Source organism: Aquimarina litoralis, from assembly GCF_039523995.1.
In the GTDB taxonomy this organism is placed as follows: Bacteria; Bacteroidota; Bacteroidia; order Flavobacteriales; family Flavobacteriaceae; genus Aquimarina; species Aquimarina litoralis.
Genome location: NZ_BAAAGE010000001.1, coordinates 1,539,037 through 1,554,075 on the forward strand (window position 1 = coordinate 1,539,037; position 15,039 = coordinate 1,554,075).

The 15,039-nt window shown below is 37.2% G+C and carries 3 protein-coding genes; all 3 read right to left on the reverse strand.

Annotated features, from left to right (window positions below; genetic code table 11):
* Nucleotides 1–9: 9 nt before the first annotated feature.
* A complete protein-coding gene (locus ABD077_RS06235; RefSeq protein ID WP_343911495.1) occupies nucleotides 10–7,776 on the reverse strand; it encodes a T9SS type A sorting domain-containing protein in 7,767 nt (2,588 codons plus the stop codon).
* A gap of 5 nt (nucleotides 7,777–7,781) precedes the next feature.
* Complete coding sequence (locus ABD077_RS06240; protein WP_343911496.1) at nucleotides 7,782–9,845, reverse strand: fibronectin type III domain-containing protein; 2,064 nt, start codon at nucleotides 9,843–9,845, stop codon at nucleotides 7,782–7,784.
* A 106-nt stretch (nucleotides 9,846–9,951) separates the two neighbouring features.
* Nucleotides 9,952–14,733 carry a hypothetical protein gene (locus ABD077_RS06245; RefSeq protein ID WP_343911497.1) on the reverse strand — a complete coding sequence of 1,594 codons (4,782 nt, stop codon included), beginning with the start codon at nucleotides 14,731–14,733 and terminating at the stop codon, nucleotides 9,952–9,954.
* Nucleotides 14,734–15,039 lie beyond the last annotated feature (306 nt).

The following is a 15,039-nucleotide window of genomic DNA, read 5'->3' on the forward strand; positions in this document are numbered from 1 at the left end:
TGATATTGTCTACTCGACTACAATTTTTCGTATATAACTCTTTTCAGGTGTTTCCAGTAACACAAAATAAATTCCAGATGGTATGGCACCTTCTAGATTGAAAGGAATGCTATATGCTGTTTGTTGTTCGTCTGTATGTTCGTAAATCAAATTATTATTGGCAATACCAAATAGTTTAATAGCTATAGGTGTTTCTTTATCAAAAGATAATTCTATGGTAAAGTTACCTCTTGTAGGATTTGGATACATGACATATTGTTGTAATCCATCCTGATTTTCCGAATCTCTATCAAATACTGATTCTCTTATTACTACTGTTTTGGTAAAAAACGTTTCGCAGTCTTCAATGGTAGTTTTCAAAATGATATCGTACTCACCTTCTTCGGTAAACATAATTTCTGCATATTGATCTGTGATATCAATTTGTTCTGCAGTTTCAGGAAGTATCCATTCTAAAGTATCCGGAATAGGATTACTAACATCTACAATAATAAAGCTTTCATTCACAAATAAATCTGTAGAGACTAAGAATTCAGCAGATATCTCATCTTCTAGAGCAATAATTTCTATAGTATCTGTACTAACGCATCCGAGTGAGGTAGTAACAGAAACGGTATACGTTCCACTTTCAGATAGTGTTACTTCTGAGGAATTAGCTGCAAATCCATTGTCTCCTGTCCAGGAATATGTTGCTCCAGAATCCAAAATAACAGCATCAATCGTATAAGATTGTCCTAGACATAATGTTTTGTCAGGCCCTAGATCAATAATCAATTCTTCTGGATCCATAAGTTCAAAATCTTGAATGATAGAACATCCTTTACTATCGAAAATCTCTACCGAATATAATCCAGCTGAGAGTCCTGTTAGGTCTTCGGTGTTGGATCCGTTATCCCAAAAATAGGTATATGGCGGAGTTCCACCATTTGGAGTTATATCAATGGTTCCATCATTACCTTCAAAACAAGTTGGATTGGTACTAGTAAATGTAGTGTTTAGCATTTCAGGAGGAACTAATGTAATATTTTCCTGAGTGCTACATCCTTGGCTATCTCTTACGATAAGTATATATGTTCCTGGTAGTACATCTGTTATGTTTGGAGTATTCTGATTTACATTTGTCCAAAAATAGGTGTAAGGTGCAGTTCCTCCGATGACAGTGCTCTCTATCGTCCAATCAAATCCATCTCCACACAAAATAAAATCAGCAGATAAGCTAAGTGTTAATTCGTCAGGTTCAGAAACTAGTACGTCGTCACTTTGAACCATATTGGATTGCGAATCAGTAATAATTACATAATACGATCCTGCTGGAATATCTGATAATAGTTGGTCTGTGCCTACTATATTAGAATTGCCGTTTTCAAACCATTGATAATTATAAGGACCAATTCCTCCCGTAGGAACAGCTCTTAGACTTGCTCCATTATCTCCTTTACATAAAACAATATTTACAATTTCTACAGTTACTAATAACTCATCTGGTTGCGTTAATATATAAGTTTCAGAAGTTTGACATCCTAATGAGTCAGTAATCGTTATGGTGTATGTTCCCGCTCCTATATTGGTAATTGTATTACTTGTCTCGGTAAGCACACCGTTAGCGTCTGACCATTCGAATGTGTATGGAGGTGTTCCTCCAATAATTGTAGTCGTTATACTTCCATTGGTTAGACCAAAACCAGTTGGGTTATTAGGTGCTACATTGCTTATTAAAAGCTCATCTGGTTGATTGATAACTATGGATAAGGTTCCAATAGTACCATTATCTTCATAAAAACAACTATTTCCATCTTGTAATTGTACTTGGTAAGTTCCATCAACAAGATTTTCAATTTGAGTAGTTGTTCCATTATCAAAAGAAATCCAATCGCTATACACACCATTTATTAATCGATATCTATAAGAATAGCTGTTGTTTCCTCCAGATGCAGTGATGGTAATACTTCCATCTGAGCCTCCAAAACAATCTGGCGTATCACCGATAAGATTTCCAGTTACTGGAAGAGGTTCAGATACATTAAATACAGCGCTTTGTTCACTAACTCCTTCTGCATTACTTACGATAATATAATAAGAACCAGCAGGAATTCCGTTTAGTATATTATTATTTCCTATTTCTGTATTATTGGAGGCGTTAAACCATTGATAGGTATTTCCTCCAATACCACCGGTAGTAATAACTTCTAATATTCCATCACTTCCTCCAAAACAACTAATGGCTTGTATTTGAGTGATCTCTACTAGCAATTCTCCTGGATTGGCAAGATTATATGTCTCTGCAATGGTACAGCCATCATTATCGGTAACTAAGATATTGTACACACCTTCTGATTGATTGGATAATGTACTGGAAATAGCATTTGTATTGGACTCTAATTGCACTATAGTACCGGTGTTATCGGACCATTGATAGGTAAAAGGAGGAACGCCGCCAGTAATAGTAATTGAGATACTACCATCGTTAGTTCCCATTCCAGAAGGTCTTATGATAGCAGTATTTACGATCTCATAGACTACAGGTTGTCCAACATTGATTATTCTACTGTCTTCAGAACAAGTATTTTCGTCAGTAACAGTAACTTCATAGGCTCCTTCAGGAATTCCATTCAAAATATTGGTAGATGACCCAAGAGTATTCCATCGATACGAATAAGCACCAGTTCCACCTGCAACGGTGATTTCAATACTTCCGTCACTACCATTATAACAACTAACATCGGTTACTGCAATATTCGTTATTTCTAATACATCAGGTTGTGTTAAGTTTACACTAGGTACTTCTGTTTGGTTTAAATTTGCATCCGTAACGATCACTCTGTATTGACCTGTTGGGATTGGTCCTGTATTGCTAGCTGTGCTGATGAGATTATCAGCACTATCAAACCACTGATAGGAATAAGGAGTGACTCCACCTGTTACGATAGCAAATAATTCTCCATTTTCACCAAAACAAGGAATAGCAGTATCATCTGTTGTTACCAAAAGAGGATCAGGTTCTCCTACGACATATTCGATGGGGCCAAGCATACAGTTATTAGCATCTGTAAGGGTTAGGAAATAGCTTCCAGCTGCTACATTGTTTAATATGTTGCTATTAGTTCCAATAGAAGTATTCGTAGTATCCGTCCAGTTATAGGTATAAGCCGGAGTTCCACCATTTGCTACAACTTCTATACTTCCATTGCTGAGTCCATTCCCAGAGGCCCCCGTAATAGTAAAATCAGTAATATTTAATCCTACTGGAGGTTCTGTAATTGTAATGCTAAGTGTAGTTTCACAAAGATTTGCATCTCTAATGGTAAGATCATAAGTACCTATACTAAGTCCTGAAATATCTTCAGTATTAGCTCCATTACTCCAGAAAAAGCTATATGCTCCAGTACCACCAGTAACCGTTACATCAATACTTGCATCATTTCCACCATTACAAGAAACATTTTCAGGAGTATAGGATGCTTCTAATAAAGGAGGGTTGACTATTATCGTAGTTTCTGAAGTTCGATTTCCATTTGCATCTACGATTTGAACAATATAGGTTCCTTCTCCTAAATTGGTAATCGCATTAGTAATGGATAGATCATTGGTAGGATCTAGTGTATTGTACCATCTATAATTATAAGGGGTCACACCACCAGCTACTGTGGCTGTTAAGGATACAGAAGTATCTCCAAAACATTGCAAAGGATTATCCAATTGTATATTGGTAATTTCTAAAAGATCTGGTTCATCTACAAAATAATCTTTGATTAGTATACAATCGTTACCATCCATGATGGTAACTTCATACGTTTCTGAAGCTAGATTCTCGATACGACTAGTATTTCCTATGACAGTAGTATTTCCTTGTATACGCCATTCATATCTATAAGGACTTTCACCTCCAGAAACCGTAATGTCGATACTTCCATCACCCGTTTGAAAACCAGAAAGCTCTGAGACAGTTTCATTTGTAATTTCTAAGGGTGCTGAAGGCTGAGGTATATTAATGGTAGTAGATGAAAGGACGCAATCATTAGCATCCGTTACAACTACTGAATAATCGCCAGTGAGGAGTCCTGAAATGTCTTCTGTAGTTTCTCCGTTAGACCAGAGATATCTATAAGGAGTGGTGCCACCAGAAACAGTAATATCGATGGCACCCGTTGCATCACCGAAACACTTTATCTCGGTTTCTGCAACACTTATCCCTAAGGGATTCGGTTCGCCTACATAAAACTCATCAAAAGTCATTGCTCCATTAGGATCGCTTATCTCTACTCGGTAATTTCCTTCGTCTACTCCTATTAATAATGCTGTAGTATCTGATAAAGGATCGAAAATACCAGAGCCTACAGAAGTCTCTTTAAACCAATTATAGGTATATGGAGTGTCTCCTCCAGATACCGTTGCGAATAGACGCGCATTATCATCACCATTACATTTTAGATTGGTATTTAGTGTTTCATAAGCAATCGTTACTAGTAATTCATCAAGTTCTGTAACGGTAAAAGCTCGGATTGCCTCGCAACCACTGTTATCAGAAGTGCTGCCAAAACGATTATCCCGTACAGTAACTGTGTAGGTTCCGGCAAATAAATTAGAAAGATCTTTGTCGGAACTCGAAAATCCATTCGGACCGGCCCAGCTGTAGGTATATCCACCATTTCCGCCTGTTGGATTGATGGTAATGGCTCCTGTATTTTGACCAAAAATAGTCACATGAGTTTCTGTTCCAGAAATGCTGATCGGATTGGTAGGTCCAGGAACCGTTTCGGTAAATACAGAAGATTGACAGTCATTAGTATCCTTTACAATAATGTCATAGGTTCCTGCTGGTAGTCCTGTAAAAGTATTGGAAGGTTGATAAGAAATACCATTATCGATAGAGTATTCTAAAGCACCGGTACCACCTGTTGCATTGATACTTAGTATTCCATCATTACCACCAAAACAATTAACATCAGTTACGCCAATGTTGTTTATAATAATTTCTGGTTTACCTTCTAAATTAAATGTAGCTGAACGGTTAGAAATACTATTATTATCGGTAACTTCTACTTGATAAAAACCTACTGATAAATTGGTAGCCACTTCATTAAACTGACCAATTGAAACAAATACATTGGACGCATTTCTTCTAAACCATTGATAACTATACCCAGTAATCGGGTTTGGAACTCCACCTGTTGCACCTGCTCGCAAAGCTCCAGTAGAATTAGAACCGGAAGAGCACAAAATTTCTATTTCTTCTGTAATAGAGGCTATTAGTGGTGCTGGTTCCTCAATTGAAATAGCTAAAATCTGATCACTACAACCTGTTACATTTTCCGTAACCGTTACATTGTATATTCCATCGGACAAACCAGTAATATCTTGGGTGGTTCTACTAAATCCTGGGTCACCGTTTTTGGACCACAAATAAGTATATGTCCCATTACTACCACCGCTTACTTCTATATTAATACTACCATCTGCGGCACCGTTTGCACTTGGATTTTGTACTCCTCCTACTGGAATACTTGCAGTAACAGCCGTTGGTGGTTCAATGATCTCTACAAAATATTCTATAGCTGGGTTTACAGGTAAACATCCTAAAGCGTCTTCTAACTCCAACGTATATAGTCCAGCAGGAATATTACTTAGATCTTCTTGGTTATATACCGTTCCAGAATCCGAAGTCCATCTTACTACAGAATAAGCTCCTGTATTTCCACCAGAAATTGTTAGATCTATACTTCCTGTTGAGTCTCCCCGGCAAACTACATCTGTTTTATTAGTACTAAATGAGAAAACAGGAGGTACCGTGATTTCAAGATCTGTACTGATGGTGATGCCAGTTCCATTATTATCCGTTGCAGTTACTCTGTACATGCCTGCAGATAAATTGGATCTTTGAAAATTAACTCCATCACCTAATGTTTGAGGAGCTCCTTGAGAGATATATTGATTGGATGCATTTCTTAAAAACAATTCATAGCTATAGTTTGCTATCCCACCGATTGCTCGTACGGTAATTGTTCCATTGTCGTTAGAAGAGTCATTATCACCACAGGTTACATTACTCGAACTTTCGGTTGTGAATTGAAATAATGGAGGTTGAGTTATGGTAAAACTTCTAGAAGTACTACAGCCTTCTGGGTTATCTGTAACGGTAAGGGTATACGTACCTGCAGGTCGACCTGATATGTTTTGTTGACTAGATGAAAATCCGTTGGGTCCTGTCCAGCTATAGGTAAGCGGTGGAGTGGTTCCTCCTGAAACATTAGGAGAAATACTTCCATTTGTTCCTCCAAAGACAGTTACGTTTGTAACAGGAGAAGGAGTACTTTCTATAGTTATGGCTGTAGCAGGGTTAATAGTAACGGATGGTTGATTATTTCCTTCAGCAGTTCCAATACATTCATTACCATCCCTTACTCGAACGGTATAGGTTCCATTAGTTCTGGAAATAGTTACATTATTACCAGAGAAAGATGTCCAAGCACCTCCAGATATGCTATATTCGTAAGATCCTGCTCCGCCTGATACACCACTGATAAGAATAGCTCCATTATTACTAGTTCCTTGACCCGATACACATGAAATATTGCGAGAAGAAACACTGTACGTAACAGGAGTCGGTGTTCCTATATTAAAAATTAAAGGTTGATCTGCTGGAGGTTCTAGTGTTCCTACGGGGTTCAATTGGTATTGGACTCTATATTGACCAGCTTCTAAATCGTTCCAAGTATAGAAGAATCGACCACTAACCTCTTGAATATCGCTAGGAAATACATCTCTGTTTATTTGAGGTCTCGAAGGATTGATACCAAACAAATTAAAATCAAGCTTTTCTCCCGCATCTATTGTTCTGTCTAATTCTAAGGTAAACGATCCACCACCAAGACCATCAGAGCAATCAGTTTCATCTGTTGAAATACCAAGAATTTCAGGAGATTGTATTGTCGATATACTAAAAATATATGTGTCTAAGATTTCAGTTTTCTCTCTTATTACGGTATTCCCAGGAGGTAAAAATGTAGCAGTTCCTACTCGAAAAAATTCACTTGATCCAGTTCCGTACAACATAAAACGTAGGATCACATTATCACCCAAACTAATCGTCTCAGGAATAACATTGTCAAATTCTTCAACTGTAAGATCCAACGGAAATCTACTTCGATAGGTAGCATTGGTTAGTTCTTGAAAAGGAGCTCCAGCAATAGAATATTCCCAGTAACCATCTTCAATATCCTGACCGGGCATTTCGAATAGTTTCTGTGTTAAGGACCTGGTGTTTGATGTCCCATTTTCTCCTGGCCTTTCTACAAAGGGTAATAGCCAAACCTTTTGATATGATCTCACCGAACTATAAGTAACTCGATCAGCATTTGTTGAATTTGCATTTCCATACTCAACCATATCATATAAATCAATATTTCGGTTAGCGGTAAATCGTGGAGTACGACAGGCATTAGGACCAGTATTAAATCTGCAATTATCAACAAGAACTAGAAAGTTTTCTCCCTCATCATCCCTACTTATACTCTCATTAAATTCGAGGCTTAATGTGTTATTGGAATTAAAAATATCTGTTTTACCATTACTACTTGCTATTACATTAACGGAGCTTGTGATACTAGAACGAGAATTAACATCAAAATTTCTTATTTGATCAGGAGGTCCACCATACCCAGAAATCTGAATCATTATTCTGTGATCAAATGTCATACGATACAACATTTGATTTGGATCTTGACCATAAGAGGATAAAAAGAATAATCCCAAAAATATACTTAGTATTAATTTCCTCATAACAATTAATATTCTACGGTTATTGTACTATACTTAGAGTATGTACCATCATAAAAAACAGCCCTGATAATGTATTTGTATGAAGAGTTAATGGTTAAGCCTGTGTCGCTAAACCTTTTTGTTCCGGCAGGAAGCACTCGATACAACGAAGATGGTTGCTCATTAACAGCTCTGAATAACTCAAAACTCGAGACCTCTGCTTCTTTATATCGCCAACTTAGTAAAATGGTTTTGTCATAGGTGTTGACATTTCCATAAAACCCTTTTACTGCCGGTTTTAATGTAGTTTTTGGAATTAATACAGAAACTGGAGGCGATGGTTGAGATTCTAAGCCACTGATATCTCTCGCCAAAATAGTGTAACTGTAATAGTTCCCTTCTTCTACTTGTTTGTCTGCAAAAGTAGTTGTTTTGTTTTTATTAGTACTGTGTATAAACTGCCAGTTACTTTCGTCCTTTGCTTTTCTGTAGATATAGTGTGCTTCTACATCGTCACTAGAGCTATTAGCCCATTCTAGGTTCACTTTGCCATTAACAATTTTATAGGAGGTAAATACTGGGGATGTTGGTGGAATTACATCAGGTTTTACCAATTCTAGTACTTCAGAAAATTCAGACATATTATATCGCTTGTCCACAGCCATAATTTGATAATACACTTTGTTGTTCAAGCTTTCCACTTTTACAGTATCTATATACGTATTAGAACTATGCGGAGATTTAGTTACCTGTGAGTATTCTTCATTTTCAAGATTTCCACGATAGATTCTGTATCCTAACAAGTCTTCTTCTTTGTTTGCAGTCCATTCTAAAGAAACGATACCAGTACTGTCTACAACTCCTTTAAGCCCAATGGGTTTTTCTGGAGGAATGGAATCGATGGGTTGCACCAGCATCGAAAAAGAATCTCGTTGATCATTATTTTTCCCAATTGCTGTAATTTTAAAATAATTAGAAGCTCTTAGTTTGTCATAACTTATTTTTCGAGCGGTAGGTGGAATATTCGTAACAACTGGTTTATAAGCTCCACGATCTGTATCTGATCTTTTTAAAGTAAATCCCGTTATGGCATCATTTCCTTCTTCTGGGAATTTCCAAGTAAGTTCCACTTCATCTTCAGATTTGATATGTTTTGTTTTTAAATGCGGTACATATTTTAGTACTTCCTTTCCTTCACCTTCTACTATGATAGAGGCAGGACCTATTTCTCCAAAAGAAGAAACTCCTTTAATTCTATATTGATAATTGGTGTTATTAGCAATGGAGTCTATATATACTGTTCGGGCAGTTTCTTTTTCGTCTCTGTTGATAGCAGCATAAGGTAAATCTCCTAGTTTTTTGAAGGTACTACCATCTTCAGATCTTTCGATGATGTAACTGTTATAGGTGTTTTTTAGCAATTTGGAGTCCCAACTTAATAAAGTAGCACCATCCTGAAAAATACCCACAAAATCCACCGGTTCTGGGAGTGGCTCATAGTCAATGATTCCAGTATACACACCACCTTCTTTGGTGGCTAGTTCTGTTTCGGGAATATTAGCAATTACTTTATACAGATATTTTTCATTGGGTTTTATAGCTGTATCTACATATCCTAATCCTGCTTTTTTTGCAATCTCAAAATCCTGGTCCGCTGCATATAATCCAAAAGCAAAACGTTGTTGTTGCTCTTCGGCTTTATTAATAATAGAAGCAAAACCTCCACCACCTTCTACCACAAAACTTTCTCCATATAAGGCTTGTGCCATAATAGCACCGTTATCACTAGTTTCGGCAATAGTTTCCCATTCCATCATTGGTGCAGGAATGAAGTTTTGACCAATGATCAACTTTTCGGGATCGGCTAAGGTTTTTCTATCTCTAGAAATGGTATAGCGTTCTAAGGTATATCCATATCTGTTTGCTTTTCGCCATGAAACCGGAGTGTTTAGGGTCCATCGCAATAAGATTCGATCTTCTTGTGCTCTCGCAATAACTCTTACTTCTGGAATCACCTCTGTTGATTGTGCAAAAGAGAGTTTTGGTGTAATCAGAAGTAAAAGTATTGTTATGATTAATTTTTGATTCATTTTTATGTTTTTCAACTTTTTGTCTTGATCTGGACTTCGACAGGCTCAGTCTGACATTTTGTTTCTAGTTTTTTATCTTTTTTATTACTCGTAGCCTTTCAAAGGTCTAGTTTGGGTTTACATATGTAAAATTGGCTGAGGTTCCGTTAATTCCACCAGGTAATACATATCTATAAGTACTATTGTAGTTTCCTGGTTTTATATATGGGAATATGCCATTTATGATATAATGATATTGTTCTATCTCGTTTTGATATGATGATGGATTTCCTAGATAAGCATTCACCACTTTATATTGAATATCTATAAAGTCTGCTTTATAATAGATCGGCAAATTATACGTGTGTGGTAATCTTTCTCGCAGATAACCACTATTTACCTCATTTTCTAAATAGGTTTGATACCATGTCAATTGATCCATTCCTTTTTTAGGAGGTAATCCTAATTCATTGATATCTCGATCTACAGTAAATTGAGGTTTAATCGGATAATTTTTATAGATTAAAGGATAGATCTCATTTTGGTAATAAGAATCATCTAGTTTAGCTTCTACCTGAATTAAAGGTTTGTTTTCAGAATATGTACTACCTACTAATTCTGTAAGGTCAAAAGCTTCTCCATCTGCCACGACCGCTTTTAGTTTATGCACATCGGCATAAATAATTTCTCGCAAAGAAGAAGTAAGGTTTTTATTTTCTACTTTTTCTCTAAAGGTATCGTGTGCACTTGTGGTAAATTCATACGATAACATTTCAATCGTATCAGGATTTGTAGCAAGTCCTTCGATACTTACATTTCTGACTTCTAACGTATTTTCTCCATCTCCCGTTGTGGTATAATTCTCAGTAGTATTACTTGATGCAGCACCTGGAGGAAGCGTGAGTAGTTTTATCATTAGCGTTTTGGAGTTTTCTATTTGTGGCATTGGAATATTCACCATTTTTTCGCCAGCATTATAGGAAACAGAACTTTCTACTGCCATATCATACTCATCCGAAAAATAAGCACGTTGCGACCATCCTTCATCTAAACTAAACAGATAGGATTGCCCTCTTTTTAACTTTATATAGGCTTTATTGTATTCTTTAGGGAAGAAATATTGTTGTCCAATCACTGGATAGCTGTATACAATATTCTCTAGCGGAATATAGTCTGGTGCAGTACCTGTTACAAAAGAAATCGTTTCTTCTTCTTTCAGTACTTCTCCATTATACGTAGCAGGTACCCATTCTTTGTTTACTTTTTGTTCGAAAGTAACCGACACATGAAGACTCATGGGAGTTTCTGGTGGTAAGATTTCGTCAGAAGTAAAACTTAACAGCTCATTGGTGTTATTAAGTTTTGCATCACCAGAAATAATCTTTCCAGTATCATCTTTGATCCAAAAATCATCTAGTTTAAAGCGATAATAATTTACATTAAAGTCATCATCTTCTACAGGAATTTCACTTCCAATTTGCATATTAAAGGCTACTTGAGGCACTGCGAAGACATCAACTTCATTTGTTTTATCTCTTGGAGAGATGCCTCCAATAATTTTGATATCTGCTAGGGGAGATCCTCCACTAATGACTTCACATTCTTCTCCGAACTGTAACTCGAATCTAAAACGTCCTTTTACCAAACCACCTAATAGGTTATAATATCCGCCAATATATCCTCTAAACCAAACCGGATTAGGAAGTTTAGCTTGCATTAATGTGGCTGCTCCAGCTTCGATAATTGGAATCTTTTTTCTTTTTCCAAAAAGCTTGAAACTGATTCCTAAGGATCCTTGCAGATACACATAACTCTGTCCGTTGGCGTACCATCCGTTAATTCCGATCTGGCCACTTCCTTTACAAGCAGTATCTCCATAATCCTTGACCATAATGTCAAATCCAAATCCTGCATTGAATCGGGCATAGAACATTAAAAATGTCATATCTCCTGTATCAAAATCAAGACTTGCACCAAATGCGACACCACGTCCTGCTTCTAATGCATTTTCATCACGCATATAATCCAATACTTCTGCATCTAAGCCAAGGATTTCTGCTACTTGAGGCGGCGGTGGAGGAGAAGGAGGCATGTAGTCTCCCATCATAAAATAACTTTTAGATGTCAGTGCTACGCTACCGACTCCAATTTTAATACCTACAGGATCGGAAGGAGTTCCGATATGAATATACCATTCTCCTGGTCCAAAATGAATCACTGCCCAGGCAGCTCTTCCGCCAGGACCAATTCCTTTGAAAACGCCTCCAAGGACATCTATATAGAGTTCAAAAGTACCATGGAAGGTATCCGCCTGAAAATCCATCTCAATCGCCATGTATGCATTTAACCCTTTTTGGCCAGTCATAACTGCAGGATAAATGGCTTTAGAGGCTTCTATCAGATCCGTTTCTTTTAATTGATTTTCGACAGCATCGGGCATTTGGGATTCATTCTCTACAATACCACCAAAATTTTCGGTGATCTCATCTCCTGCATCATCAAAACCTGGTATTTGTAGCATATGAGCTTCTCCATAAAGGCTTACTCGATTAATTCCTCCTCTACTATTAAATGCTACTTCAAAGCCAAAACCACCATTAACTAGGCTGTCGCCATTGGCTATAGAAAATAGCATCATGGCCTTTACCGTAAGTCCCGATTCACGGTCAGGAACATAATTAACTCCTGAAGAACCGATACCAATAGTAGAACTAAATCTATCTTTTCTCATGCGATAGGAAGCACCACCACCAAATCCGGTAATGGCAAATACGGGAGGAATTATGATATTTAAGCCTTCGACCAGTCCATCTACGTACCAATATCTAAAATCTGTTTTTCCAAAAGTTGCACTAATCGTAACTGCGATACCACCACTAAATTCGGCCTTGACCATGCCCGCAAAACCATTTCCATAAACAGGATCATCTTCTCTAAACTCTACAAAGCCTTCTATCTTAAATCCAATATCAGCTTTGATCTCAACTCTACGGAGTTTAATTCTTTTAAATTTCCATTTTTCAAAACCATCTCCTTGTTTTAGATCTCCTTCTATAGATAAGCTTCCTGCTCCCGAAAAGCCACCATCTCCAGATCCCATAAGGTTGATAGAAATGGTGAAATCTAAGGCCGCAATATCATCTTCTGCTCGGATACCAATTTCGGATATGGTTACTGGGAATTTCCCAAAACTTACCTCACCTGTATATCCTGCATGGCCAATTGATATAATTGGACTTACAGTTTGTAATTGAAAGTCCCGAAAAGTAATCCCCTGAAAATCCGCCGTAGCGGTGGCAGATGAATCTCCGCTGTTAGATCCTTTGATGGCCATATTACCATGTAGAACAGCTTTGGGTCTAAATTTACCCTCAGTAAGCTTTAGTTCTACAAAACTATTACTCGTAAGCGTGGCTTTGGCTTTAAATACATTGAAGGCAATACTTTCTTCCGGACTTGCATTAAGAATATATTCTTCGTTCAGTGGGTCAATTACTGCATTGTATACCAGTACTGTGGCGCCAGATTCATAATCAATATTGCTTAATCTACTTTGTTCATTACCATCATCATCGATATATTTTTCTGTTTGCGTGCCCGAAACAGTTTCTGTAGTTACAGGTAATACCAAAGCACCACCAAAGCCTGCACCCGATAAACTACCGGCCACAAAATTAAGCTGTAATCGGTCTACAGAAATTTGCCATCCGTCTGCGTTTCCTTGATTGATAGGTAATACGTTTTCTGCTTCAAAATTTCCAGATACTCCATTGTTATCAATCAGCAGTTTTTCTGCTCCAAAACTTATCCGTTCATTACTACCTTTTCTTTGGAACTGCTCTGGTAATACTACGGTTACCGATTGTACATATACGCCACGCCATAAATCTTCTTCTCCCGCAATCAGATACGTTTCCTTATAATCTTTGGGCCATTGCATACCAGAAGAATTTCTAAGATCACTAAAATCAAAAATGGCAGTATTCAGTTCGAAAATGGTATTTTTTAGAGAAGGCACCTGGAATCTGGGCATATTAATCTCTACCAAAATATCATTCCAATCGCTTGCCACTAACTCAAAGCTAGTGGTTACTTTTTTTAGTCTATTGGTACCTGGAATAGGAGTATTATCTACCTTGTTATTGGCATTAACTGGTAATAATTTATTTCTGGAAAATTCTACATCTACGGCTAATCCTAATTCTTTGAAACCGTCGCAATCTATGGTAACGTATGTTTTTTTGTCTAAATCTCCTGTTTTGAGATCAAATCCTCCTTTGAGGATCATCATAACCTCTTTTCCTTGGAATGGGATACCTACATCACCCAATAATACCAAATCTGCATCGCCAAACAATCCACCTTTGTGCGAAAGTTTTACACCACTGGCTCCAAAAAATAACTCACGACGTTTACCTGTATCATCTACTTGTGGTAACATGAGTCGTACAAATACTTCTAGCTCAGAATAATCTTTCCCAATTTTAATCTGACTTACACCCATGATGAAATCAGAATTACCTACTTTTTTCTTGATTCCGATGGGTAAGGTTACAGGTTGCTGACCGGTTAAGTATTCTTTTAGCGATTCCAAAAACTTATCACCTTCGATAAGCTCATCGATCACAGCTTCTGCTTTGCCGTGAAGATTATTTACGATGGTATCACTTTCGAAACGTTCATATAATTCGTTCTGCCAAAAATCTTGTCCTTCAGAACTTTTTACGAGCGTTTGTATATCTTTTTCGATTTTGATATCCAAATCTGCAAAAGAACGACTCATCATCATGGCTGGCAAAGGCGCAGCCACTTCTTTTGAAGTAGTTTTTTTATCCTCACCGTCTTCCGTACTTGCCTGGGCAGGAACTACGAAGAGTAGTAATAACAATAGTAGGTAATATTGCTTCATATTTTGGGTTTTATATTTTTTATTGTCTCGCTAAGCATGTCGAGGCGCATCTAACCTTTTTGAGTTGAAAAAGGACTTCGACAGGCTCAGTCTGACATTTTATCTTTTATTTTTAACATCCCCCTAGCCCCCTTCTATGGGGGAACAGAGTTATAGGATTAATTTTTTATTTTCCATGGTATTACCCTTAGGGCTAAGGGGAGTACCTCTTTCTGTACTATTTCGAAGTATTATTTTAATACTTCTAAGCATCGTTTTTAGGGTTGCTAACCCATTTGATAACCATTATTTGGTTTATTTTAATGC

Bases quoted from the DNA above. Each gene is read 5' to 3' on its own strand.
- ABD077_RS06235 (WP_343911495.1), bottom strand. From the start codon at position 7,776: ATGAGGAAATTAATACTAAGTATATTTTTGGGATTATTCTTTTTATCC.
- ABD077_RS06245 (WP_343911497.1), bottom strand. From the start codon at position 14,733: ATGAAGCAATATTACCTACTATTGTTATTACTACTCTTCGTAGTTCCT.
- ABD077_RS06240 (WP_343911496.1), bottom strand. From the start codon at position 9,845: ATGAATCAAAAATTAATCATAACAATACTTTTACTTCTGATTACACCA.